Annotated in this window: 21 protein-coding genes; 6 read left to right on the top strand and 15 right to left on the bottom strand. The window is 62.7% G+C overall.

The features are described 5' to 3' along the window. Positions 1-6: 6 nt before the first annotated feature. From RQH14_RS11015 to pgl, 4 genes are read left to right on the top strand one after another with little or no spacing between them, the layout of a single operon-like run. On the top strand, positions 7-1,638 hold the full coding sequence (locus RQH14_RS11015; protein WP_311213291.1) for a glucose-6-phosphate isomerase: 1,632 nt from the start codon (positions 7-9) through the stop codon (positions 1,636-1,638). A gap of 15 nt (positions 1,639-1,653) precedes the next feature. Next, on the top strand, positions 1,654-3,210 hold the full coding sequence (zwf, locus tag RQH14_RS11010) for a glucose-6-phosphate dehydrogenase (protein ID WP_311213290.1): 1,557 nt from the start codon (positions 1,654-1,656) through the stop codon (positions 3,208-3,210). Beyond that, entirely contained in the window at positions 3,207-4,148 is a 942-nt protein-coding gene (locus tag RQH14_RS11005; protein ID WP_024821021.1) for a glucose-6-phosphate dehydrogenase assembly protein OpcA, read from the top strand. The genes zwf and RQH14_RS11005 overlap by 4 nt, the downstream gene beginning before the upstream one ends. Continuing rightward, the gene (gene pgl, locus RQH14_RS11000; protein WP_311213289.1) at positions 4,138-4,956 is read left to right on the top strand and encodes a 6-phosphogluconolactonase; all 819 of its coding nucleotides are present in this window, start codon (positions 4,138-4,140) and stop codon (positions 4,954-4,956) included. The genes RQH14_RS11005 and pgl overlap by 11 nt, the downstream gene beginning before the upstream one ends. On the opposite strand, the gene RQH14_RS10995 is transcribed toward pgl, so the two are convergent. The 15 genes from RQH14_RS10995 to RQH14_RS10925 all read right to left on the bottom strand — a co-directional run bounded on the left by RQH14_RS10995 (position 4,909) and on the right by RQH14_RS10925 (position 20,911). Next, a complete protein-coding gene (locus RQH14_RS10995) occupies positions 4,909-5,304 on the bottom strand; it encodes an RNA polymerase-binding protein RbpA (protein ID WP_311213288.1) in 396 nt (131 codons plus the stop codon). The genes pgl and RQH14_RS10995 overlap by 48 nt on opposite strands. Before the next feature lie 175 nt (positions 5,305-5,479). Next, positions 5,480-5,737: a preprotein translocase subunit SecG gene (secG, locus tag RQH14_RS10990; RefSeq protein WP_024821019.1), complete on the bottom strand. Its 258-nt coding sequence runs from the start codon at positions 5,735-5,737 to the stop codon at positions 5,480-5,482. A gap of 36 nt (positions 5,738-5,773) precedes the next feature. Then, positions 5,774-6,589: a triose-phosphate isomerase gene (tpiA, locus tag RQH14_RS10985; RefSeq protein WP_311213287.1), complete on the bottom strand. Its 816-nt coding sequence runs from the start codon at positions 6,587-6,589 to the stop codon at positions 5,774-5,776. Positions 6,590-6,663: 74 nt separating this feature from the next. Beyond that, complete coding sequence (locus RQH14_RS10980; RefSeq protein ID WP_311213286.1) at positions 6,664-7,890, bottom strand: phosphoglycerate kinase; 1,227 nt, start codon at positions 7,888-7,890, stop codon at positions 6,664-6,666. A 9-nt stretch (positions 7,891-7,899) separates the two neighbouring features. Further along, positions 7,900-8,910, bottom strand: coding sequence for a type I glyceraldehyde-3-phosphate dehydrogenase (gene gap / locus RQH14_RS10975; protein WP_311213285.1), 1,011 nt, complete (start codon positions 8,908-8,910; stop codon positions 7,900-7,902). A 271-nt stretch (positions 8,911-9,181) separates the two neighbouring features. Further along, the gene (locus RQH14_RS10970; protein ID WP_062069703.1) at positions 9,182-9,805 is read right to left on the bottom strand and encodes a superoxide dismutase; all 624 of its coding nucleotides are present in this window, start codon (positions 9,803-9,805) and stop codon (positions 9,182-9,184) included. A gap of 175 nt (positions 9,806-9,980) precedes the next feature. Then, positions 9,981-10,961 (bottom strand): DNA-binding protein WhiA, encoded by a 981-nt coding sequence (gene whiA, locus RQH14_RS10965; RefSeq protein ID WP_018777554.1) that lies wholly within the window; start codon positions 10,959-10,961, stop codon positions 9,981-9,983. Positions 10,962-10,970: 9 nt separating this feature from the next. Continuing rightward, on the bottom strand, positions 10,971-11,987 hold the full coding sequence (yvcK, locus tag RQH14_RS10960; RefSeq protein ID WP_089595053.1) for a uridine diphosphate-N-acetylglucosamine-binding protein YvcK: 1,017 nt from the start codon (positions 11,985-11,987) through the stop codon (positions 10,971-10,973). Beyond that, positions 11,987-12,910, bottom strand: a complete 924-nt coding sequence (rapZ, locus tag RQH14_RS10955; protein ID WP_311213284.1) for an RNase adapter RapZ — start codon at positions 12,908-12,910, stop codon at positions 11,987-11,989. Before rapZ ends, yvcK begins: the two co-directional genes overlap by 1 nt. A 128-nt stretch (positions 12,911-13,038) precedes the next feature. Next, on the bottom strand, positions 13,039-15,054 hold the full coding sequence (uvrC, locus tag RQH14_RS10950; RefSeq protein ID WP_311213283.1) for an excinuclease ABC subunit UvrC: 2,016 nt from the start codon (positions 15,052-15,054) through the stop codon (positions 13,039-13,041). A gap of 61 nt (positions 15,055-15,115) precedes the next feature. Beyond that, on the bottom strand, positions 15,116-15,784 hold the full coding sequence (locus tag RQH14_RS10945; RefSeq protein ID WP_311213282.1) for a lysophospholipid acyltransferase family protein: 669 nt from the start codon (positions 15,782-15,784) through the stop codon (positions 15,116-15,118). Beyond that, complete coding sequence (locus RQH14_RS10940) at positions 15,771-16,487, bottom strand: HAD hydrolase-like protein (protein WP_311213281.1); 717 nt, start codon at positions 16,485-16,487, stop codon at positions 15,771-15,773. The genes RQH14_RS10945 and RQH14_RS10940 overlap by 14 nt, the downstream gene beginning before the upstream one ends. 68 nt (positions 16,488-16,555) lie before the next feature. Then, a complete protein-coding gene (gene uvrA, locus RQH14_RS10935; RefSeq protein WP_311213280.1) occupies positions 16,556-19,483 on the bottom strand; it encodes an excinuclease ABC subunit UvrA in 2,928 nt (975 codons plus the stop codon). Between the two features lie 65 nt (positions 19,484-19,548). Further along, complete coding sequence (locus RQH14_RS10930; protein ID WP_311213279.1) at positions 19,549-19,929, bottom strand: GntR family transcriptional regulator; 381 nt, start codon at positions 19,927-19,929, stop codon at positions 19,549-19,551. A gap of 202 nt (positions 19,930-20,131) precedes the next feature. Continuing rightward, entirely contained in the window at positions 20,132-20,911 is a 780-nt protein-coding gene (locus RQH14_RS10925; RefSeq protein ID WP_311213278.1) for a trans-aconitate 2-methyltransferase, read from the bottom strand. A 70-nt stretch (positions 20,912-20,981) separates the two neighbouring features. On the opposite strand from RQH14_RS10925, the gene RQH14_RS10920 reads away from it, so the two are divergent. Together RQH14_RS10920 and RQH14_RS10915 are read left to right on the top strand one after the other, a co-directional pair. Continuing rightward, positions 20,982-23,516 (top strand): DUF3516 domain-containing protein, encoded by a 2,535-nt coding sequence (locus RQH14_RS10920; protein WP_311213277.1) that lies wholly within the window; start codon positions 20,982-20,984, stop codon positions 23,514-23,516. 10 nt (positions 23,517-23,526) lie between these two features. Continuing rightward, complete coding sequence (locus RQH14_RS10915; RefSeq protein ID WP_311213276.1) at positions 23,527-24,897, top strand: CoA transferase; 1,371 nt, start codon at positions 23,527-23,529, stop codon at positions 24,895-24,897. Positions 24,898-24,928: the final 31 nt, after the last annotated feature.

Here is a 24,928-nt window from a genome sequence, read left to right as displayed (position 1 = left end):
CCCACTATGAGCACAATCAGCTACGACGCCAGCGGTGCCGCACAGCAGGCCATCGCCAAGCACATTGACGGCCTGGTCGAGGACAGGATCGCCACGCGGATTTTCGCCAAGGACCACACCCTTTGGGGTCCTGACGCGGAGTCAGAGTCCGCGATCCGTCTCGGCTGGGTCGAGGCCGCCACGGTGTCCCAGGCCTTGGTCGGCGACATCCTGGAACTTCGCGACGCTCTTCGCGCCGAAGGAGTTACCCGCATTGTCCTCTGTGGCATGGGCGGGTCTTCGCTGGCTCCGGAGGTCATTGCCGGTACTGCCGGCGTCGAGCTGACTGTGCTGGACAGCACTGACCCTGAACAGGTTGGTGCTGCCCTGGCGGACCGGCTGGCTGAAACGGCCATCGTCGTTTCCTCCAAGTCCGGCTCCACCGTTGAAACCGACTCCCAGCGCCGCGTGTTCGAAAAAGCGTTCAACGACGCCGGAATCGACGCCAAAAGCCGCATCATCATCGTCACGGATCCGGGCTCGCCCCTGGATAAGGCTTCCCGCGAGGCAGGCTACCGTGCGGTGTTCAACGCCGACCCCAACGTCGGTGGCCGTTTCTCGGCACTGACTGCCTTTGGCTTGGTTCCGTGTGGACTTGCCGGTGTGGACATCCAGGCTTTCCTGGATGAGGCAGAGGAAGCGGCGGAGATCCTCAATGAGGACTCCGCTGACAACATCGGCCTGGCGCTGGGCATTGCTTTGGGCGGAACCAGCCCGCTGCGCAACAAGATCGTCATTGCCGAAGACGGGTCCGGCATTGTCGGTTTCGCTGATTGGGCCGAACAGCTCATCGCCGAATCCACCGGCAAGTTGGGCACTGGTGTTTTGCCGGTCGTTGCCGGCCCGGATTCTCCTGAAGCCCTGAGCGGGGCCGAGGACGTCCTGGTGGTGCGGCTGGTCAGTGCGGATGACGACGTCGAGCTCCGTGAGAACGAGGTAGCCATTGCCGGTGGACTGGCCTCCCAGATGTTCGCCTGGGAGTTCGCCACCGCCGTGGCGGGTCGTCTGCTGGGCATCAACCCGTTTGACCAGCCCGACGTCGAGGCCGCCAAGGTGGCCGCGCGCGGCTTGCTGGACGCGCGTCCCGAACCCACGCCTGCGGCCTTCACGGACGGCGCCGTGGAAGTACGCGGAGGCGAATGGCTCGGTGACGCCTCAACGGCAAGCGAAGCTGTGCAGGCACTGCTCAGCCAGCTCGGCACGGATGGTTACTTGAGTGTCCAGGCCTACCTGGACCGTATCTCCCACGCACCCCTTGAAGGCATCCGCGATGAACTCGCGGCCGTTAGTGGGCGTCCGGTGACGTTCGGTTGGGGTCCGCGGTTCCTGCACTCCACCGGCCAGTTCCACAAGGGTGGACCGGCCATCGGAGTGTTCCTGCAGGTGACTGCGGCATCCTCCACCGATCTGGAAATCCCTGAGCGGCCCTTCACTTTCGGCCAGCTCATTGCTGCCCAGGCCACGGGCGATGCCCAGGTCCTGGAAGGCCATGGCCGCCCGGTATTGCGCCTGCACCTCACTGAGCGTGCCGCCGGCGTAGTCCAACTCCAGGAAGTCGTCGCTGCGTTGGCCGGCCAGGCCAGCGCACTCGAAAGCTAAGGCACAGAACCAAACATGCCAGAAACTGAAAACGGCAGGAAAAACGCCGGTCTGCGGAATCCTTTGCGGGATCCGCGGGACCGGCGCCTGAACCGCATTGCCGGGCCTTCATCGTTGGTGTTCTTCGGAGTCACCGGCGACCTCGCCCGTAAGAAGCTCATGCCGGCGGTCTATGACCTCGCCAACCGTGGCCTGTTGCCCCCCAGCTTCGCTTTGGTCGGTTTCGGCCGTCGCGACTGGGATAACGCCGACTTCGCGGCAGAAGTCAAGGAAAACGTCAAGGCCCACGCGCGAACCAAGTTCGACGAAGCGGTCTGGGAACAGCTCGCTTCCGGCATTCGTTTTGTTCAGGGCGAGTTCGACGACGACGACGCTTTTGAGCGCCTCGGAGATGTCCTTGATGAGTTGGATGAGACACGCGGTACCCGGGGGAACCACGGCTTTTACCTGTCCATCCCGCCCAAGGCGTTTGAGCAGGTCTGCCGCCAGCTCTCCAAGCACGGCCTGGCGCAGGCGAAGCCGGGGCAGTGGCGGCGTGTGGTGATCGAGAAGCCCTTCGGGCATGATCTTGAGTCGGCCCGTCAGCTCAACGACATTGTGGAATCCGTGTTCCCGGCTGATGCCGTGTTCAGGATCGACCATTACCTGGGCAAGGAGACGGTGCAGAACATCCTGGCGCTGCGCTTCGCGAACCAGTTGTTCGAACCGCTCTGGAACGCCAACTACGTGGACCATGTGCAGATCACCATGGCCGAGGACATCGGCACGGGTGGGCGTGCAGGCTATTACGACGGTGTGGGTGCTGCCCGTGACGTGATCCAGAACCACTTGCTGCAGCTGCTGGCGTTGACCGCGATGGAAGAGCCCATCTCCTTCAATGCCGATGATTTGCGGGCGGAGAAGGAAAAGGTCCTGGCCGCGGTCAAGCTCCCCGATGATCTCTCCACACATTCGGCCCGGGGTCAGTTCACCGGTGGGTGGCAGGGCGGCGAGGAAGTCCTCGGGTACCTGGACGAGGATGGCATCCCCGCCGATTCGAAGACCGAGACGTTCGCGGCGATCCGGGTGGACATCAACACCCGCCGATGGAATGGTGTGCCGTTCTACCTGCGTGCCGGTAAGCGCCTGGGCCGTCGCGTCACCGAGATCGCCGTGGTGTTCAAGCGTGCACCTAACCTGTTGTTCCGTGATCATGGCGAGGACGACTTTGGCCAGAATGCCGTGGTGATCCGTGTCCAGCCCGATGAGGGCGCGACGATCCGTTTCGGTTCCAAGGTTCCGGGCACGCAGATGGAAGTCCGCGATGTCACCATGGACTTCGGCTACGGCCACTCCTTCACCGAGTCCAGCCCCGAAGCATATGAGCGGCTGATCCTGGATGTACTCTTGGGCGAGCCGCCGCTGTTCCCACGCCATCAGGAAGTGGAACTGTCCTGGAAGATCCTTGATCCGTTCGAGGAATACTGGGCCGGCCTGGATGAACAACCGCAACCCTACGCACCCGGCAGTTGGGGACCGGCCTCGGCCGACGCCCTGTTGGCCCGCGACGGACGAACCTGGAGAAGGCCATGATTGTAGATCTTCCCGATACCACCACCTCCAAGATCTCCAAGAAGATCATGTCCCTGCGCGAACAGGGCGGTGTGATTGCCTTGGGTCGTGTGCTGACCCTCGTGGTGGTGACCAAGTCCGGGCAGGAAGAAGAAGCCATCGAGGCAGCCAATGAAGCCAGCAGGGAACACCCCTGCCGGATCATTGTCCTGGCCGATGCCGGTGTGGAAGGTCCGGACCGCCTTGATGCGCAGATCCGGGTAGGCGGTGACGCCGGCGCGTCCGAAGTCATCGTTCTGCGCGGGCACGGGCATATGGCCCACGAAAGCGAATCCCTCGTGGCCGCCCTTCTCCTGCCGGACGCCCCGATCGTGGCGTGGTGGCCGCACGGCGCCCCGGAAAGCGCCTGCGAGACCTCCATCGGCCGCATCGCCCACCGGCGTATCACCGATTCGGCCAACGAACCCGACCCCCGCCGGGCGTTGGAGAACATCCGGGCAACGTACAAGGCCGGCGACACCGACCTCGCCTGGACCCGACTGACCAACTGGCGCATGCAACTCGCAGCAGTTTTCGACCAAGTCGACAGCGACCCCGTCTCGGCCGTGGCGGTTGAAGGCGCATCGGACTCCCCCAGCACCTTGTTGCTGGCAGCCTGGCTGAGCCTGGCGCTGGAGGCGCCCGTGACGATTGTGGCGGACCCCGCAGGTACCGGCATTCGGCGGGTCCGGCTGACCCGAGCAAGCGGCGACGTCCAGCTTTTCCGTCCCGGACTGTCTGTGGCGGAACTGACCCAGCCCGGACAGCCGGCACAGCGTATCACCCTCCCCCGGCGCAGTCTTAAAGATTGCCTCGCCGAAGAACTCCGACGGCTTGACCCCGACGAAGTCTTCGGAGAAGTGATTACGATGGGACTGCCACTTACCAGCCAGAGGAGAGTCCAGACAAGTGCACGCTGAGCCAAGAGTTAGCATCCATCCCGACTCCAAGGTGTTGATGGCCGCCATCGCGGCACGCCTCATTACCAAGCTTGTGGATGTCCAGGACAAGCATGGCGAGGCCACGGTGGTCCTGACCGGCGGCACCGTCGGTATCGGAACGCTGAAGGCTGTGGCCGATTCAGCTGCAGCACCGGCCGTCGACTGGTCGAAAGTTAACTTTTGGTGGGGTGATGAGCGCTTTGTTGCCGCTGACAGCGATGACAGGAATACCCGTCAAGCGCATCACGCCCTGCTGGCCCACCTGGCCGTAGATCCTGCCAGGATCCACGAGCCTGGCTCGACGGACCAGTTTGCCACGGCTGACGAAGCCGCCACTGCCTACGCCGAGGAACTCAAAGCAGCGGCCGAAGCCGAGCACGCAGCTGACATGTCTGATAACCGCGCTGATGAGCCTGGCATCCTGCCGCGCTTCGATGTCCTGCTTCTTGGCGTAGGCCCGGACGCCCACGTGGCGTCGCTGTTCCCCGAGCAGGCCGGCATCCGGGAGAAGAAACGCACGGTGGTGGGCGTCGAGAATTCGCCCAAGCCGCCGTCGTCGCGCGTCTCTTTGACGCTGCCCGCCATCAACACCGCCCAGGAGATCTGGATGGTTGTTGCCGGCGAGGACAAGGCAGGAGCTGTTGGCCTGGCCTTGGCGGGCGCCAACCCGGTCCAGGTGCCCGCAGCCGGCCCCGTTGGCCGTGCGCGGACCCTGTGGCTTATCGACGAGAACGCAGCGTCACGCGTCCCCCAGCAGTTGGTCCGGAAGGACCCCGCGGGCGCGTAGCCGCTCCAACGCTCCAGCCAGGACAATTTCTGCGTCTTGGCTGGAGCGTCTCTCTTTAACGTAGTCGAGGTGCGATTTGAAGAGCTCATCCCCCGGCCTGGCCGAGGCTGGATTGCCGGGATCCCGTGAGGCAGGGAGACCGCATTTGGGGCAGTCCCAGTTCCTGGGTATTTGATCGTCCGGCAGCTTAAGGAAAACAAGCCGCGTTTCGTGTCCTTTGGCGCACCAATAGGGAACCCGAATTCGCGGCAGCTGCACTCCCTCGCCATGGTCGCTTTGGTTTCTCGGAGTAGAACCTTGGGCCACGCCTACGCGGGTGCCCCGATATCCTGGCGTGCCATGAACCATTTTCGAACCCCTAGCGACTCGGTGGTCGGCCGTCACGGCCTGCGGGCCTTTCGGCCAACACGGTCATTCTAATGCGAAGGGCTCGAGGACGGCACCAGGGATGGGTAGCTGACAAAAAGAGGAGTGGTCCCTGGCAGGAACCACTCCTCTTGTGACAGATCAGTTGCGGTGGTGACTAAGAGTCGCCACCTGAGGTGAAGCGCATGATCAGGCCAAGGCCGATGATGACAGCTCCCCATGTAATACCGAGAATGATGGTGAAGCGATTCAGGTTGCGCTCGGCTACACCGGACGAACTCAATCCGGAGCTCATTCCGCCACCGAACATGTCGGACAAACCGCCGCCACGTCCCTTGTGCAAGAGGATGAGCAGCGTCAGCAGAAGACTGGTGATTCCCAGCAAGATCTGCAGAATGACTTGAAGAACGTCCACGACGGCCTTTCGAAGAAGCGGAAAACGGGAGCCGGACTAGTCCGTGACGAGGTGGCTCTCGAACCTGACAATGTTAGCAAACTCAGCGGGGTCCAGGCTTGCGCCACCCACAAGCAATCCGTCAACATCATTTTCGGCCATGATGGCCGCTGCATTGTTGGCCTTGACGGAACCGCCGTAAAGCAGGCGGGTCTTTGCTGCGACGGTTTCGTCGAAGAGTTCGGCAAGTTCGGCTCGGATGGCTGCGCACATTTCCTGAGCATCCTCCGGACCGGCAACTTCACCCGTGCCGATGGCCCAGACGGGCTCGTAGGCAACCACGAGTTCCGCAGCCTGCTCAGCAGTGAGTCCCTCAACACCGGCGCGCAGCTGGGTGAGAGTGTGCTCCACATGCGTTCCTGCCTGGCGGATCTCAAGGCCTTCGCCGACGCAGAGTACAGGGGTGACACCATGGCGGAATCCGGCTTTGACCTTGGCGTTCAGGACGTCGTCGGACTCGTTGTGGATGGTGCGGCGCTCACTGTGGCCCACCAGGACGTAAGCGCAGCCCAGCTTGCTGAGGAACTGACCGGAGATGTCACCGGTGTAGGCTCCGGAGTCGAACTGCGAGAGGTCCTGGCCACCGTAGACGACCTCAAGGTCGTCACCCTGGACCAGCGTCTGGACGCCACGGAGGTCCGTGAACGGCGGGAAGACAGCGACCTCGGCACGGTTGTAGTCGTGCTTGGCGTCGGACAGCGTCCAAGCGAGCTTCTGCAGCAGGGTGATGCCCTGGACATGGTCCATGTTCATCTTCCAGTTGCCGGCGATGAAGGGCTTGCGGACAAAGTTGCCGTTGGCAGAGGTAGTCACATGAACTCCAAAGAATGCGTTGAAATATGGAACGGCCGGCAGGACGCCGTGGCGCCCTGCCGGCCGGATTGTACTTAGCGGTCCAGAACGCTCAGGCCGGGAAGTTCCTTGCCTTCAAGGTATTCCAGGCTTGCGCCACCACCAGTGGAGATGTGTCCGAACTGCGAGTCCTCGAACCCAAGGGTCCGAACGGCTGCGGCGGAATCGCCACCCCCCACCACTGTGAAGGCGACCGTGTCCGTCAGCGCCTGGGCAATAGCCCGTGTGCCGCTGGAGAAGGCTTCGAATTCGAAGACACCCATGGGGCCGTTCCAGAAGACGGTCTTGGCGCCTTCGATCTGGGCTGCGAACGCGGACGCGGATTCCGGTCCGATGTCCAGGCCGATGCCGGAAGCACCGAAAGCGCTGTCCTCGATGGCGTCCGCCCTGACGACCTCGTGGTCTGCGTCAGCTGCAAAGCGGCTGGCCACCACTACGTCGGTGGGGATCACGAAGGAGGTACCAGCAGCAGAAGCGCGCTGGAGGTAGTCCTGGACTACGGGAATCTGGTCCTCCTCGAGAAGGCTGCCCGCAACCTTATGGCCCGCTGCGGCCAGGAAGGTGAAGAGCATGCCGCCGCCAACAAGGATGGTGTCCGCCTTGCCCAGGAGGTTCTCGATCACTGCCAACTTGTCCGAGACCTTGGATCCACCAAGAACCACGACATATGGGCGCTGTGTGTCCGTGGTGAGCTTCCGGAGAACCTCTACCTCGGTGTGGACGAGGTCGCCCAAGTAGGACGGCAACCGGGTGGCCACGTCATAAACGCTGGCGTGCTTGCGGTGGACCGCACCAAAAGCATCGTCCACGAACGCGCCGTTGCTTCCCGTGAGGGCAACCAGCTCGTCGGCAAATGCGCCGCGCTGGGCGTCGTCCTTGCTGGTTTCGCGGGCATCGAAGCGGACGTTCTCCAGGATGAGTACGTCACCGTCGTTGAGGCCGGATGAGAGCTCCTTGGCGGAGTCCCCCACAGTGTCTGCGGCAAGCTGTACAGGGAAGTCCGCCAGTTCAGCAAGGCGGGCTGCAGCGGGCTTCAGGGAGAACTTGTCTTCAGGAACGCCCTTGGGGCGTCCCAGGTGTGCAGTAACGAGCACACGGGCACCGGCGTCCGAGAGCTTCTTGAGGACCGGAAGCGAGGCCTTGATGCGGCCGTCGTCGGTCACTGTAGAGCCGTCGAGCGGCACATTCAGGTCACTTCTGACCAGAATGTACCGCCCGCGGACACCTTCAGCGATGAGTTCGTTGAGGGTGTGAGATGTCATGTGTCTACCCTAGCCCAGCTTGGATGCGACGAGCTCCGTGAGGTCTACGAGGCGGTTGGAGTAACCCCACTCGTTGTCATACCAGGAAACAACCTTGACCTGGTTGCCGATGACCTTGGTGAGGCCGGAGTCGAAGATGGAAGAAGCCGGGTCCCCGACGATGTCCGAGGACACGATGGGAGCATCGGTGTAGCTAAGGATGCCGGCGAACTGCTCGGACTCGGCGGCAGCCTTGACGGCTGCGTTGACTTCTTCAACCGTTACTTCGCGGGAGACGGTGACCGTGAGGTCCGTAGCGGAACCCGTGGGGACCGGAACGCGGATGGCGTAGCCGTCCAGCTTGCCCTTGAGCTCCGGGAGCACCAGGCCGATGGCCTTGGCTGCACCGGTGGATGTCGGAACCATGTTGATGGCAGCGGCACGGGCGCGGCGGAGATCGCCGTGGGGTCCGTCCTGCAGGTTCTGGTCGGCCGTGTAGGCGTGGACCGTGGTCATGAGGCCACGCTCGATGCCGAAGGCGTCGTTCACTACCTTGGCCAGCGGGCCGAGGCAGTTGGTGGTGCAGGAGGCGTTGGAAATGATGTTGTGCGCTGCGGGATCGTAGAGCTCGTGGTTGACGCCCATGACGATGGTGATGTCTTCGTCGCTGGCGGGTGCCGAGATCAGGACCTTCTTGGCGCCGGCATCAAGGTGCTTCTGGGCTGCTGCGGCCTTGGTGAAGAAGCCGGTGGACTCGATGACGATGTCAACACCCAATTCGCCCCAAGGAAGGTTGGCGGGATCGCGCTCAGCCAGGACCTTGATGGACTTGCCATCGACTACCAGGTTTCCATCGACAACTTCCACGGTCTGGGCGAGGCGTCCACCGACGGAGTCGTACTTCAGGAGGTGGGCGAGGGTTTCGGGGCTGGTGAGGTCGTTGACTGCGACGATCTCAAGGTCTGCGCCCTGGGCCAGTGCTGCACGGAAGTAGTTACGGCCGATGCGGCCGAAGCCGTTGATACCAATACGGGTGGTCACTATGTGTCAATCTCCTTGGTGCTCTTGCAAGCACGCCTAGTGAGTCGGATTTATTATTTCCAACTAACAGACCCCGCACGTCTTTGGGCAGAGGTGATTATCAGATCGGAGGGCGACCAGCCACGTTGCTGAAGGCTAACCGCCTTCCGTGATCCATCTTACGTTTAACTAAGCCTGCCCCCGCAACTGCGGAGGCAGGCTTTCCAGCATTTGGCCCCAATTCACGCAAAAAGTGACTTTTGTTACATCGGCGTGAACCGGGGCTCACCAACTAAAGGACGATGAGCCCCGTGGCGTTGGCGCGCGCGGCTTCGAAACGCTTGGCAACGTCCGCCCAGTTGACGATGTTCCAGAAGGCCTTGACGTAGTCAGCCTTGACGTTGACGTAGTCCAAGTAGAAAGCGTGCTCCCACATGTCCAGCATCAGCAGCGGCGTGGTGCCGACTGCAACGTTGCCCTGCTGATCGTAGAGCTGCTCGATGAGCAGGTTGCCGCCGATGGGCTCGTACGCCAGGAAAGCCCAGCCGGAACCCTGCAAACCAAGTGCGGCAGCGCTGAACTGTGCACGGAAAGCGTCGAACGAACCAAAAGCGTCGTCGATGGCTGCTGCGAGCTCACCTTCGGGCTTGTCGCCGCCGTCCGGGGAAATGTTGTTCCAGAAAACGGAGTGGTTGATGTGTCCGCCGGTGTGGAACGCGAGGTCCTTGGAGAGACGGTTGATGTTGGCGAAATCATTGTTTTCGCGCGCTTCGGCCAGCTGCTTGAGGGCGTTGTTGGCGCCGGCAACGTAAGCGGCATGGTGCTTGCTGTGGTGCAGCTCCATGATCTTTGCCGAAATGTGCGGCTCGAGTGCTGCGTAGTCGTAGCCGAGCTCGGGCAGAACGTACTCTGTCACGAAATCCTCCAATGTAATGGACTGACGTCCGGGTTGGTAACTCTCGTTATGTCATCCGGCCAGCATGCCGGCCGGAAATCCTTGGCGAAGAAGCTTGGCTGTCGCCTCCATCGGGAACAACCCCGGGTGGCCTCGCAGTATTTCCTCCACGCATTTTCGATTCTATGGGTGCGGACTACTCGTCCATCATTTCCGGAGTCACATTTGCCTCAGTACCCGGGATACCCAGGTCGAGGGCACGTTTATCCGCCATGGCAAGGAGACGGCGGATGCGGCCCGCGATGGCGTCCTTGGTCATGGGTGGATCCGCAAGGCGTCCGAGTTCATCCAGGCTTGCCTGCTTGTGGGCCACACGGAGCTCCCCGGCGTACTTGAGGTGATCCGGTACGTCGTCTCCCAGGATTTCCAGGGCACGGTCCACCCTGGCACCCGCTGCCACTGCTGCTTGGGCGGAGCGGCGCAGGTTGGCGTCGTCAAAGTTGGCAAGCCTGTTGGCCGTAGCCCGGACTTCCTTGCGCATGCGCCGCTCTTCCCAGACCATCAGGGCGTCATGGGCTCCCATCCGGGTCAGGAGGGCAGCAATGGTGTCTCCGTCACGGATGACCACGCGGTCCACTCCACGCACCTCACGGGCCTTTGCCTGGATGCCGAGCCGGCGGGCAGCTCCTACGAGCGCCAGTGCGGATTCGGGGCCGGGGCAAGTTACTTCCAGCGAGGAGGAACGCCCCGGTTCGGTGAGCGAACCATGGGCAAGGAACGCTCCCCGCCAGACTGCCTCAGCGTCTGCAGCCGAGCCGTTGACTACCACCGAGGGCAACCCCCGCACTGGGCGTCCGCGTCCATCCAGCAGGCCCGTCTGGCGGGCGAGGGCCTCGCCATCCCGGACCACACGGACAACGTAGCGGCTCCCCCGGCGCAGGCCGCCTCCGGAAACGACGATGATTTCGCTCTGGTGGCCGTACACTTCCGCGATCGCTGCCCGGAGGCGGCGTGCAGTGGAAGCGAGGTCGACTTCAGCCTCGATGACGATCCTGCCCGAAATGATGTGCAGGCCGCCCGCGAAGCGCAGCATTGCCGAAACTTCAGCCTTGCGGACTGAAGATTTTTTGATGTCCAGCCGGGACAGTTCGTCCTTGACCGACGCAGTAAGTGCCATCGCGTATTCCTAACTGTTCCCGAAAATATCGTGGTACGCCGCTGCCAGCAGCAGTGGATCATGGACGGGGCGGCGCCTCGACGCCCCTACTCTACCCAACACCACTTCAGCCCCGATCATCCCCGCGGCCTTCTCGAAGGCTTTGAGATCCTGGATTGCAGCAGGATCCGCAAGGACCACATCCACGCTGAACTCAGGTGCATAGCGGCGCAGGACGTCGAGATGATCCGCGGCTGTCATGCCCGAGGTTTCCTTCGTTTCGACGTCAAGGTTCATGGTGAGGCAGCGTTTCGCAGCGGTGTCGCCCAGGGCTTGGCGCAGCTCAGGCAACAGCAGATGCGGCAGGACCGAGGTGTACCAGGAGCCGGGTCCGAGAATGACCCAGTCCGCCAGTTCGATGGCCGTCAGGGCTTCTGTGCAGGCAGGAGCATCCTCAGGCAACAGCCTGACGTCTTCAAGCTTGCCCGCCACAGCGCATTTGGCCTGGCCCCGGACCGTACGCAGTTCCTGGCCGCCCCCCGGAAGGTCAAGGTGGGCCTGGCCCTCAATGGTGAGGGGAACGCTGGACATGGGCAGAACCTGGCCCCTGGCTCCCAGCAGGGCGCCGGCCCATTTCAGGCCGGCAACTGTATCTCCCAAGAGCTCCCACAGGGTCACGATCAACAGATTGCCCATGGCGTGATGGTCCAGTGAGCCGCCCTTGGCGGATCCGGCGTTGAAACGGTGCTGCATGACGTCACGCCACGTCCGGCCCCAGTCGGTGTCGTCGCACAGAGCGCTGAGCGCCATCCGCAGGTCACCGGGCGGAAGGACACCGTACTCTTCGCGGAGACGCCCGGATGAGCCGCCGTCGTCCGCTACTGTGACGATTGCCGTCAGCTCGGAGGTGAGCAAGCGCAGGGCCGACAGCGACGCCGCCAGGCCGTGGCCGCCACCCAGGGCAACCACTGACGGACTCTTCTTCTGCTGGCTGCCGGGGACGCCTTTGGGCGGAATCAGGGGCAGCGGGCCGGTGAGGACGCCCACTACTCGCGTCCCAGGTCTCGGTGGGTGGTGGTGACGGTGACACGGGGATACTGCGCCAAACGCTTGGAAAGTTCGACGGCGACGGCCACCGAACGGTGTTTGCCTCCCGTGCAGCCGACGGCCAACGTGGCGTAGTGCTTGTTCTCCTGGCGGTAGCCGTCCAGGACCGGTTCCAAGGCCTGGACATACCTGTCCACGAACTCGTGAACGCCATCGGCAGCGAGCACGTAGTCGCTGACGTCCTCATCCAGGCCCGTGTGGGGCCTGAGTTTGGGAACCCAATGCGGGTTGGGAATGAAGCGGGCATCGGCCACAAAGTTGGCATCCACGGGCAGGCCGTACTTGAACCCAAAGCTCATGACGTTAAGGCGCAGGGTCACCGGGCCTGTGTCGCTGAACAGTTCGGTGATGGCTGTTGCCAGGCCGTGGACATTGAAGTCGGACGTGTCCAGCACGACGTCGGCATGCTCGCGCAGTTCCCGCAGGACCTCGCGTTCGATCCCGATGCCGTCGAGGATCCTGCCGCCGCCCTGCAGGGGATGCGGTCGGCGTCCTTGCTCAAAACGTCGGACCAGGACGTCGTCATTGGCATCCAGGAAGAGAACCCGGAAGGTGATGCCGCTGGCGCTCAGGGCACCCAGCGCCGTCTGGATGTCGGTGAAGAGGTCCTTGCTTCGGACATCCACCACAACTGCCAGCTTGGGAATGGATTTGGGAGCATGCGAGACAATTTCGGCCAGGGTTCCCAGCATCTGCGGCGGGAGGTTGTCCACCACATACCAGCCGTGGTCCTCCAAGGCATCCGAGGCCGTACTGCGTCCTGCCCCGGACATGCCGGTGACTACCAGCAGTTCCGCCTCCGGGGGCTTGACGGGCGTGAGGCCGTCCTGCTCCGTTCCGGACCCCGCCGTTGCCTCATCCATGAGTTGTTCCCCGTTTCGTCCGAAGTGGTGTTTACAGCCTGAGGTGCGCCCCGGTTGGTCAACGCACCCTCGTCATGTTCAAGCGCCGGTGACCGCAGATGCGGCCATCGGCCAAGTTCTAACCCTAGCTAAGATTCAAGGATTTCGCCGGTGGTCATGTTGATCGCCGGGGCTGCCACCGAGGAGTCATCCGTGGAACCCAGATGTTGAACCACGGCGGCTGCCAGCGCAGGACCAATGCCTTTGGCTGAGGTGAGCTCTTCGACGGAAGCCGCTTTGATCTTTTTAAGCGAGCCGAAGTGCGCCACCAAGGCCTTGCGCTTGGCTTCACCCAGGCCTGGCACGCCGTCCAGGACGGAGACGGTCATGGCCTTACCGCGCTTTTGCCGATGGAAAGTGATGGCGAAGCGGTGGGCTTCATCACGGATCCGTTGAAGCAGGTACAGCCCCTGCGATGTCCTCGGCAGGATGACCGGGAAGTCGTCGTCGGGCAGCCAGACTTCTTCCAGGCGCTTGGCAAGGCCCACCACGTAGACGTCGTCGATGCCCAGCTCCGCCAACGCACGCTTGGCAGCGTTGACCTGCGGCTGGCCACCATCCACCACCACCAGATTGGGTGGGTAGGCGAACTTGGCCTTGGGGGCCGGCATGGTGGGGTCCGACGGCGGGGCGTCGGCGGCGCTTTTGCCCCCCGCACGCGTTGGGTTGACGATCTCACCGGACACCACGGGGACCTGGGCAGCTTTGTCCGTCAGGTAGTGCCGGAACCGCCGGGTCAGGACGTCGTGCATGGCGGCGGTGTCGTCGGCGGCCGCTGCACCCGTGATGGAGAACTTGCGGTAGTCGGCCTTCTTCGGCAGGCCGTCCTCCACCACCACCATGGAGGCCACCACGTTGGTGCCCTGCACATGCGAGATATCGAAGCACTCGATCCGCAGCAAAGGAACGGGGATGTCCAGGGCTTCCTGCAATTCCTGAAGTGCCACGGAACGGACAGTGATGTCACCGGCCCTCCGGGTTTTGTGCAGCTTGAGGGCCTGCTCCGCGTTCTCCCGCACCGTGGACATCAGGGCGGCTTTGTCACCACGCTGCGGCACCCGGATGTCCACCTTGGCGCCACGCAGCCCGCCGAGCCATTCGGTGAGGTCGGCATGGTTGCTGGGCGTCTCCGGCACCAGGACTTCCCGTGGAATCCGGCCCTGGACCTCGCTGTCCTCACCGTAGACCTGCTGCAGCAAATGTTCTATCAACTCAGGTGTGGTGGCGTCTTCGACCTTCTCGACAACCCAGCCGCGCTGACCGCGGACCCGGCCGCCGCGGACGTGGAAGACCTGCACGGAAGCCTCCAATTCGTCGTCGTGGAGGGCGAAAACGTCAGCATCGGTATCTTCTGCAAGAACCACGGCATTACGCTCAAAGACTTTCCGCAGCGCGATGATGTCGTCCCTGAGCCCGGCAGCCCGCTCATAGTCGAGTTCGGCGACGGCCGCGGCCATGTCCTTTTCCAGGCGGCCGATGAAGCGCTTGGCTTCGCCCCCCATGAAGGAACAAAAATCTTCCGCGAGGTCGCGGTGTTCCTCTGGAGTGACGCGGCCGACGCACGGTGCAGAACATTTGTCGATGTAGCCGAGCAGGCAAGGACGCCCGCTGGATTCCGCGCGCTTGAAGACCCCTGCACTGCAGCTGCGGACCGGGAACACCCTCAGCAGGGTATCCATCGTGTCGCGGATGGCACCCGCGGTGTAGGGGCCGAAGTACCTGGTGCCCTTCCTGCGTTCGCCACGCATGACCTGCACCCGGGGATACTTCTCCCCCATGGTGACGGCAAGGTAGGGATAGGTTTTGTCGTCGCGGAAAACTACGTTGAAGCGCGGCTTGAACTCTTTGATCCACGTGTATTCCAGCTGCAGCGATTCCAGCTCGCTGCCCACCACGGTCCATTCGACGCTGCTGGCCGCATGCACCATGGCATGGGTCTTGGGAAGAAGCCCTGCCGGGTTGGCGAAGTAGGAATTGAGCCTGGACCTGAGGTTCTTTGCCTTGCCCACGTAGATGACCCGGCCATGGGGGTCGCGGAATCGATAGACGCCCGGGGTGGTGGGAATCTCACCTGTTTGGGGCCGGTAACTTGCTGGATCTGCCACGTTTCCAGTCTAGTGAACCGGAACGACAGTCATTGCCACGCCATCGCGGCTGCAGCTCCCGTTAGTCGACGGATTTGCTCTGGTTATAGCTTGCAGAACGTTCCTGGCCGCTGAGTACGGCGATCGCGTCCATGATTTTGTCGGTGACTTCACGCCGTGCCGGAAGTGAGTGGTCCGGCCCGGTCTTCTCGAAGTAGAGCGGCTCGCCAACCTTCATGGTGAAGTGCTGCGGCCTTACTGCGTTTTTGTCGGCCGGTTGCAGCTTTTCGGTTCCGATCAGGCCCACGGGAATGACCGGCGCGCCCGTGGTCAGCGCAAGCCACCCTACGCCCGTGCGTCCACGGTAGAGGATGCCATCACGGGACCTGGTGCCTTCGGGGTAGATGCCGATGCCCTTGCCGGACTCGAGGATGTCCAGCAAGGTCTTAAGCGCCTGCACGCTGGCAGCCTGCTCACCGCGCTCCACCGGAATGGATCCCACGGCTTCGAAGAAAGACTTCATGACAGCGCCTTTGACGCCCTTGGTGGTGAAGTACTCGGCCTTGGCAAAGAAAGCCACCGGACGCGGCATCAGGGCCTGGACGATCACGCTGTCGAGGAAGGAAAGGTGGTTGGGCGCCACAATGAAGGGCCCCTCTTTGGGAACGTTCTCCAACCCAATGACAGTAGGCCGGCACGTGGAGGAAATCAGTCCACGGGTAGTCCACCGGATCGCATCAAAGACTGCCATCGTTTTGTACCTCGCTCAGGGCTGCCGCACGGACAGCGTCAAGTTCTTCAATTTTGATCCGCAACTCTGCTGCGGTTTGCACCACGGCCACAGCGCCGGCTTCTTCGAGTTCTCCGTCCGGGGCGAATCCCCAGGCCACTCCGATGCAATCCAGGCCATTCGCCATGGCCCCCGCAACGTCCTGATGCCTGTCTCCCACCATGACTGCCGGCTGCGAATGCAGGTCAGCCAAGGCAGCCCCGACAATTTCGACTTTGCCGGACGCCGTGTTGGCTTCCAGGGACTCGTTTTCCGCAGCCCCGCGGATGGAGACGAAGAAATCGGCGATGTTGTGGTGCTCCAGGACAAGCCTCGCTACGGACTGCGGCTTCTGCGTAGCAACTGCTACAGCCCTGCCTGATTCAGCAAAGTATTCGAGGAGTTCGAAGATCCCGGGGTAGAGCTTGCTCTGCCCGATTCCCGTCTCCTTGTAATGGCGCCGGTAACGCTCAATGGTTTCATTCACCAGGGTTTCCGGGACATTGGCCAAATGCAGCAGGGAATCGCTGAGTTTGGGACCCACCATGGAATTCAGCACGGCCTGTTCCGGAACGGGAAGGTTCAATTCACGGAGGGCCGCAGAGATTCCTCCCGTGATACCGCCGGCTGGATCGACAAGGGTGCCGTCCAGATCGAATATTACGGGCACCGTTGTTTGAGTCACCGGGTTAGTTTCTCACGAGTAGCGGCATGCCTGAAACTCGCATGCCGCTACCGGAATACTTCTGGCGACTATCCGAGAATCTCGGCCAGGAAGGTGGCCGTGTGGCTGTCCGTTGATTTTGCCACCTGTTCAGGCGTTCCCGTAGCAACAATCTTTCCGCCACCCGAGCCACCGTTGGGGCCAAGGTCCACGATCCAGTCCGCGGACTTGATGACGTCGAGGTTGTGCTCAATGGTGATGACCGTGTTGCCCTTGTCCACCAAGCCCTGAAGCACCATGAGGAGCTTCCGGATGTCCTCGAAGTGCAGGCCCGTGGTGGGTTCGTCCAGGACATAGATGCTGCGACCATTGGAGCGCTTTTGCAGCTCTGCGGCAAGCTTCACGCGCTGGGCCTCCCCACCGGACAGGGTGGTTGCAGGCTGTCCCAGACGGACATAGCCAAGGCCCACGTCCACCAGGGTATTCAAGTGGCGTGCGATCGGGGTGAAGGCAGCAAAGAACTCCGCACCCTCCTCAATGGGCATATTGAGGACATCGGCAATGGTCTTGCCCTTGTAGTGGACTTCAAGGGTTTCCCGGTTGTACCGGGCGCCATGGCAGACCTCGCAAGGAACGTAGACGTCCGGCAGGAAGTTCATCTCGATCTTCAAGGTGCCGTCGCCTGAACAGGCCTCGCAGCGGCCGCCCTTGACGTTGAAAGAGAACCGCCCGGGCTGATAACCACGAACCTTGGCTTCGGTGGTCTCGGCGAAGAGCTTGCGGATGTTGTCGAACACCCCGGTGTATGTTGCAGGGTTGGAGCGTGGAGTACGTCCGATGGGGCTTTGATCGACGTGCACCACCTTATCCAGGTGTTCCAGTCCGGCTACCGTCCGGTGCCGTCCCGCCACTTGCTTGGCACCGTTGAGCTTGTTGGCCAGGACCTTGTAGAGGATCTCATTGACCAACGTTGACTTACCGGAACCGCTGACGCCGGTCACCGCAGTAAAGAGCCCCAGCGGGAACGTGGCATCGACGTTGTTGAGGTTGTTCTCACGGGCACCCACAACCTTCAGCTCGCGCTTTTTGTCGTACTTACGGCGTTTGGTGGGAATGTCGATCTTCCGGCGACCCGACAGGTAGGCACCCGTCAGGGAGTCCGTGTTCTCCAGCAGTTCCTTGTAGGTGCCTGAGTGCACCACCTGGCCGCCGTGCTCACCGGCGCCTGGTCCGATGTCCACCACCCAGTCAGCCTCCTGGATGGTGTCTTCGTCATGCTCCACAACGATCAGCGTGTTGCCGAGGTCCCGGAGGCGGGTGAGGGTCTCGATGAGTCGCCGGTTGTCACGCTGGTGGAGGCCGATGGATGGCTCGTCAAGGACATAGAGGACACCCACCAGGCCGGAGCCGATCTGGGTTGCAAGCCGGATGCGCTGGGCTTCTCCACCGGACAGGGTTCCCGAGGGACGCTCGAGGTTGAGGTATTCCAACCCCACATCCAGCAGGAAGGTCAGGCGGGCCTGGATCTCCTTCAGCACCTGGTTGGCGATTTGGGCTTCCCGGCTGGTGAGGGTCAGGCTCCCCAGGAACTCGGCGCACTCACGCATCGGCAAGGCCGCGACTGCGGCGATCGACTTGCCGTTGATGAGCACGGACAACGACGCCGGGTTGAGGCGCGCACCGTTGCACTCGGGGCACGGAATCTGGCGCATGTACTCTTCGTACCGGTCGCGGGCCCACTCAGAGTCGGTCTCCCCGTGCTTGCGGTGGACGTACTGAATGGCTCCTTCGAAGCCCGTGCTGTATTTGCGTTCACGGCCAAAACGGTTCTTGTACTGGACAACAACCTTGTGGTCCTTGCCATGCAGTACCGTGTTCCGGACTTCCTTGGAAAGCTTCTCCCAAGGTGTCTTCATGGAGAAATCGAGTTCATGGGCCAGACCCTCAAGGAGGCGGTTCCAGTACTCCGTGGTTGCCGTTCCCAGGGACCATGGGGCAATGGCGCCTTCGCCCAAAGAGAGCTCAGGATTGGGGATGATGAGTTCCTCGTCCACTTCAAGCTTGGTTCCGATGCCGCTGCAGGCTGAGCAGGCGCCAAAGGGGTTGTTGAAGGAGAACGAGCGAGGCTCAATCTCATCGATGGCCAAAGGGTGCTCGTTGGGGCAGGCAAGATTCTCGGAGAAAGCCCGGATACGACCGGGATCCGAGGCCTCGAGATCCACGAATTCCACCAGGACGCGGCCCTCGGCCAAGCCAAGAGCGGTTTCCACGGAATCCGTGAGCCGCTGGCTGATGTCTTCCTTGACCACCAAGCGGTCAACCACCACTTCGATGGTGTGCTTGAACTGCTTCCCCAGCTTGGGCGGATCGCTCAGTTGGACCAGCTCACCGTCAACGCGTGCGCGCGAATAACCCTTGGCTGTCAGCTCTTTGAACAGGTCAACGAACTCGCCCTTGCGCCCGCGGACCACCGGGGCGAGGATTTGGAAACGTGTGCCCGCCTCAAGCTCCAGAAGCTGGTCAACGATCTGCTGCGGCGTCTGGCGCGCGATGGGTTCGCCACAGACAGGGCAGTGCGGGCGGCCAACTCGGGCCCACAGCAACCGCATGTAGTCATAGATCTCGGTGATGGTACCCACCGTGGAGCGGGGGTTCTTGCTGGTGGATTTCTGGTCGATGGACACCGCGGGCGACAAGCCCTCGATGAAGTCGACATCAGGCTTATCCACCTGGCCAAGGAACTGGCGGGCGTACGCGGACAGCGATTCAACGTACCGGCGCTGCCCTTCGGCGAAGATGGTGTCGAAAGCCAACGATGATTTTCCGGAACCCGAGAGCCCCGTGAACACGATCATGGCATCGCGCGGAAGGTCGAGGTCCACGTTGCGCAGGTTATGCTCCCGGGCACCCTTGACCACCAGCCGCGAGAGGTCGGGCCTCGCGGGTTTGGTGTCAGGAACGACAGGAATGCTGTTCGGGGATTCGATGGCGGTATCTTCAGCTAAGGCTTTGGGCACTTACCAATGCTAATCGAAAACTTCTTCGAATTTCCATGTCGTGCCTCACATGCTACCGATCGGTATCAATCCGCGTCGTAAGCTGCGGCAAGAAGCTGGACTGCCTCGGCGAAAGATGCGCCCTGTGCCTTCGCAGCGGCCGCATACTCCCCCGCCACTTCGGCCAGGGCTCCCCAACGATCATCCCGTGCACAGACCACGGTGCCATTCCGGCCGCGGGTTGCCACGACACCCGCTGCTTCCAGTTCCTTGTAGGCCCGGGCGACGGTGTGCGGTGCCACGTCCAGAACGCCTGCCAGGTTGCGCACGGGCGGCAGCTTCGCTCCCACCGCCAGGACTCCCGAGTCAGCGAGTTCGATGATGCGCAACCTCAACTGCTCAAAGAGGGCGACGGCGCTGGCGGTGTTGGGGCGCCAGCTCCCCGGGAAGTCGCCTGAGGGAGTCACGAGGACCTCCGCCCGGGTGCCGGAAGGAGGCGGGGCATCTGGTGTTCGAAGCGTCCTTGGTCCATGCCGAGAATTAGACCAGCGACGACGGCACTGGACAAGCCATGACGACACGCGCATCTCCATCCATGACCAGGCGGATCACCATGCAGCTCACGGCGCAGGAAGATCGCTGCCTTCCCGCACGGGGAATCCAGCAGCATCATGTGTTCTTCCTTGCCACGGCAAAGATGCGCCGGAACGGGTAGACGGTTCCATGGCTTGTGGCGGGATAGGCCTCGCGCAGCATCGAGGCGTACTCAGCTTCGAAGTCGGCAGCTTCTTCCCCGGACAGGGCGGCCAACACGGGACGGAGCCCCGTGCCGCGGACCCATTGCAGGACCGGGTCACTGCCCGGCAGTACCTGCTGGTAGATGGTTTCCCAAGCGTCAGCCGAGCAACCGGCGTCGAGCATTATTCCCAAGTAGTCCGCCGGGCTCCCCACGGCCCCGTCATGTCGGAGAACGCCGCCCAGCCGGGCCGACCACTGGGGCGATTCCGCGAGTTGCCGCATCAGAGTGTGGGAGGGAGAGGTGAAATTTCCGGGAACCTGCAGGGCAAACCACGCGCCGGGCTTCAGTGCGCGCAGCCACCCGGCCAGCAATTCCTGATGGCCTGGGACCCATTGAAGGGCTGCATTGCTCACAACTACATCGGTATCGGCGGAGGGCGACCAGTCCGCGATGTCGCCCTGTGTAAATTCCAGATGATTGAACTGCTGCGTGAGCGCGCCGGCTTTGCGGAGCATTTCCTCCGAAGAGTCGACGCCCACAACACGGGCCCCTGGCCAGCGTTCGGTGAGCGTAGCAGTCAGGTTTCCGGGGCCACAGCCAAGGTCCACTATCGTGCCGGGCTCACTGGCCTGGACCCTCACTACGAGGTCGTGGAAAGGACGGTCCCTATGGTTTCCGAATTCCACATACTTGGACGGATCCCACTTCATCAAAGCCTCCTCGCATCTGCCACCATTGCTGGGCCGAGCCTAAACCTTACGGGCACTAAGCTGGAAACCAATGAAACTTCTTGAGCAGCTTCCCGGTTCCACCGCCACCGGTCCCCTGGACCCGGACGAAATCTACACACGGTTCGTGGAGTGGACCGAAACCCGTGGGCTGCAGCTGTACCCGGCCCAGGACGAAGCGATCATGGAGCTTGCCTCCGGCGCCAACGTCATCCTCGCCACCCCCACAGGCTCGGGGAAATCGTTGGTGGCGATCGCTGCACACTTCGAGGCGATGGCACGCGGCCAGCGGAGTTACTACACGGCTCCGATCAAGGCACTTGTGTCTGAAAAGTTCTTTGCCCTCTGTGACATCTTCGGCGCGGAGAACGTGGGCATGATCACCGGCGATTCCGGCGTCAACCAGGACGCCCCGATCATCTGCTGCACCGCCGAAATCCTGGCCAACATTGCCCTCCGTGAAGGCTCGACGGCGGAGCTTGGCTCGGTGGTCATGGATGAGTTCCACTTCTACTCCGATCCTCAGCGCGGGTGGGCGTGGCAGGTACCCCTGCTGGAACTCCCCCAGGCGCAGTTCCTCCTGATGTCCGCGACCCTGGGCGACGTCAGGCGCTTCGAAACCGGGCTGACTGAACTCACTGGCCGGTCCACCACCACAGTGAGCTCAGCGGAACGTCCTATTCCGCTGCACTACTACTACCACCTGACCCCGGTCCACGAGAGCCTGGAAGAACTGCTGTCCACCAAGCAGGTCCCGGTGTACGTGGTCCACTTCAGCCAGGCCGAAGCCATTGAGCGTGCCCAGAACCTTATGAGCATCAACATGTGCAGCCGCGCCGAGAAGGACCGGATCGCTGAGCTCATTGCTGGTTTCCGGTTCGCCGCCGGCTTCGGAAAAACCCTCAACAGGCTGGTCCGCCACGGCATCGGTGTCCACCACGCCGGCATGCTTCCCAAATACCGCCGGCTGGTGGAGCAACTGGCCCAGGCCGGGCTGCTGAAGGTCATCTGCGGTACCGACACCTTGGGGGTGGGCATCAACGTGCCCATCCGGACCGTGCTGCTGACTGCTTTGAGCAAGTACGACGGCGTACGCACCAGATCGCTTAACTCGCGTGAGTTCCACCAGATTGCCGGACGCGCCGGCCGCGCGGGGTACGACACCGCCGGCACGGTGGTAGTCCAGGCCCCCGACCATGTGGTGGAGAACACCAAGGCAATGGCCAAGGCAACTGCCAAGTTCGGCGATGACCAAAAGAAGTTGCGGCAGGTGGTCAAGAAGAAACCTCCTGAGGGATTCGTCTCCTGGGGTGAGCCCACGTTTAAACGGCTGGTGGAGTCCGTGCCTGAGCCACTGACGTCCAGTTTCACCGTGACGCACGCGATGCTCCTGAACCTGATGGAACGCCCGGGTGACCCGTTCCAGGCAACCAGGCGCTTGCTCAGCGAGAACCACGAGAACCGCGCAGCCCAGCTCAAGCTCATGAAGAAGGCTTTGGGGATTTACCGCGAACTGCTGGCCGCAGGGGTGGTTGAACGGATCCCGGAGGAAGAGCAGGAAGTCGAGGGGCGCTCTGTACGCCTGACAGTGCACCTGCAGGCAAACTTCGCCCTGAACCAGCCGCTCTCCCCCTTCGCTTTGGCCGCCTTGGAATTGCTCGATCCCGAGTCGCCGTCCTACGCCTTGGACGTGGTCTCCGTGATCGAGTCAACCTTGGAGAAGCCCCGCCAGATTCTTTCCGCGCAGCAAAAGAAGGCACGCGGCGAGGCAGTTGCGGCCATGAAGGCCGATGGCATCGAGTACGACCAGCGGATGGCCATGCTTGACGAAGTTACCTACCCCATGCCTTTGGCGGAGATCCTCGGCGAAGCTTTCGAGGTATACCGCAAGGCCGCGCCGTGGGTGGGCGACTTCGAGCTGGCGCCGAAATCCATCATCCGGGACATGTACGAGCGCGCCATGAACTTTGGTGAGTTCGTGCAGTTCTATGGCCTGGCCCGCTCGGAGGGCATCGTCCTGCGGTACTTGGCGGACGGGTTCCGCGCGTTGCGGCAGACTGTTCCCCAGGATTCGCTGCGTGAGGACCTTGAAGACCTGATTGCGTGGCTGGGAGAACTGGTCCGCCAGGTTGATTCCAGTCTGCTGGATGAATGGGAAGAGCTCACTTCGGGGCTTGCCCCCACACCACACGACGCGCCCCCGCCCCCGCCGCCGCTGCTGACGTCCAACATCCGGGCTTTCCGCGTGATGGTCCGGAACGAAATGTTCCGCAGGGTTGAACTCTTCGCGGATGAGGATTCTGCGGCACTGGGTGAGCTGGACGGCGATGCCGGCTGGGATGCAGAACGCTGGGAAGAAGTCCTGGACGACTACTTCGATGAACACGACGACATCGGCACGGGTCCTGATGCCCGTGGCCCCGGGCTGCTGATCATCACCGAAGAACCCGGCACCTGGAAAGTGCGGCAGATCTTCGACGATCCCGCGGGCAACCATGACTGGGGAATCTCGGCCGAGGTGGACCTGGCCGCATCTGACGAAACCGGTACCGCCGTGGTCCGGGTGACAGACGCCAACAGGCTCTAGGCCAACTGCTGTGGAACCGGTCCCGGACCTGACTGGCAGCCTGCGGTTGCTCGACGCCTTCAGTACCGCGGAGCCGGCAGCCTGCATCGGTCCACGCTGGTGGTGGGGTGGCAACCTGGACGTCGAAGGCCTCGCGTTGGGGTCCGTCCAGGCAGCCGCCACTGCCCTCGAATTCCTGACGGGTTCTTCGGGACGCTACGCGGTGTCGTCAGAGCTGACGGCAGCCTCTTTTGATTCGTTGGGTCACCTGAGGATCTCGGGTCGGAAACCTCAAGGATTTGCTCCAATGTCCGGGTTCCGCGCCACCGCAGATGGCTGGGTCCGTCTGCATGCCAACTACCCGCACCATGCGGCGCGGCTGATGGAAACGCTCCGGGCCACTACGCCCGATGAGCTTGACCGGGTGCTGCGTTCCATGACCGCACTGGAGGCCGAGGAAGCCATCACTGCCGGGCGGGGTGTTGCTGCGGCCGTCCGTACCCGGGAAGAGTGGACGGCAACAGCAATGCATACGGCGGCAAGCACGGGACCGTGGATCGCGTTCACCCGTCCCGCAGCGCCGGAGAATGCTCTGCGGCCGTCGTCGTGGATTCCCTCAATGGACCTTTTCCGGCCCTTGGCCGGACTCAGGGTCCTGGACCTGACCCGCGTCATAGCCGGGCCCACAGCCACGCGACTTCTGGGTGCCCTGGGTGCGGATGGGCTGCGGATCGATCCTCCCGGCCTTCCCGAGCTCACCGATGCCTTTGTTGACTCCGGGTTCGATAAGCGCAGCGCCGAAGCTGACCTCAACAATGCCGGGGCCTTGGAAGTAGTGAACCGCTTGCTTTCGGCGGCCGACGTCGTAGTGACCGGCTACCGCCCAGGTGGACTGGGCAGGTTCGGTTTGAACCCGGACAAGATGCTGGCCGCCCGGCCTGATCTGGTGGTGGTGACATTGAGCGCCTGGGGCAGCTCAGGACCGTGGAACGGCCGGCGCGGCTTCGACAGCCTGGTCCAGGCAGCCTGTGGAATCGCGGAGCGATACGGAAACGACGACGACGGGTGGACGCCCGGCGCGCTGCCCGTCCAGGCGCTGGATCACGCAACGGGGTATGGGATTGCTGCAGCCGCCATGGCTCTCCTGTCCGAACGCCTCCACACAGGACGAGGAGGAACGGCGGACGTTTCCCTGGTCCGCACGGCGGAGGTGCTGTTCCGCCTGTCGTCGCCCGGGCCCGCCAGCGGTATCGGCGGACTGCCCGAACCGGACTTCCGGAAGGTGGACAGCCCTTACGGTCCGCTCCGCTTCGTAGGGCCACCCCTGACCATGGACGGTTTTCCCCTCCAGTACGGCAAGGCGCCGGTGAAGTACGGAACGTCCGCCCTGGCGTGGCAGTGAGGAAGAACCGGGAGCGGCAGGCACGGCTCCC

Origin of the sequence: Arthrobacter sp. WCS2018Hpa-7, from assembly GCF_031843805.1 — a bacterium.
In the GTDB taxonomy this organism is placed as follows: Bacteria; Actinomycetota; Actinomycetes; order Actinomycetales; family Micrococcaceae; genus Arthrobacter.
The sequence above is the reverse complement of the archived record's forward strand: the minus strand, read 5'-3'. Positions and strand labels throughout refer to the sequence as shown.

Excerpts from the sequence above, each read along its gene's own strand:
- zwf (WP_311213290.1), top strand. The coding sequence starts at position 1,654 with ATGCCAGAAACTGAAAACGGCAGGAAAAACGCCGGTCTGCGGAATCCT.
- RQH14_RS11015 (WP_311213291.1), top strand. The coding sequence starts at position 7 with ATGAGCACAATCAGCTACGACGCCAGCGGTGCCGCACAGCAGGCCATC.
- RQH14_RS11005 (WP_024821021.1), top strand. The coding sequence starts at position 3,207 with ATGATTGTAGATCTTCCCGATACCACCACCTCCAAGATCTCCAAGAAG.
- RQH14_RS10980 (WP_311213286.1), bottom strand. The coding sequence starts at position 7,890 with ATGACATCTCACACCCTCAACGAACTCATCGCTGAAGGTGTCCGCGGG.
- RQH14_RS10920 (WP_311213277.1), top strand. The coding sequence starts at position 20,982 with ATGAAACTTCTTGAGCAGCTTCCCGGTTCCACCGCCACCGGTCCCCTG.
- RQH14_RS10995 (WP_311213288.1), bottom strand. The coding sequence starts at position 5,304 with ATGGTTCATGGCACGCCAGGATATCGGGGCACCCGCGTAGGCGTGGCC.
- RQH14_RS10925 (WP_311213278.1), bottom strand. The coding sequence starts at position 20,911 with ATGAAGTGGGATCCGTCCAAGTATGTGGAATTCGGAAACCATAGGGAC.
- whiA (WP_018777554.1), bottom strand. The coding sequence starts at position 10,961 with ATGGCACTTACTGCGTCGGTCAAGGACGAACTGTCCCGGCTGGACATC.
- rapZ (WP_311213284.1), bottom strand. The coding sequence starts at position 12,910 with ATGGATGAGGCAACGGCGGGGTCCGGAACGGAGCAGGACGGCCTCACG.
- RQH14_RS10945 (WP_311213282.1), bottom strand. The coding sequence starts at position 15,784 with ATGGCAGTCTTTGATGCGATCCGGTGGACTACCCGTGGACTGATTTCC.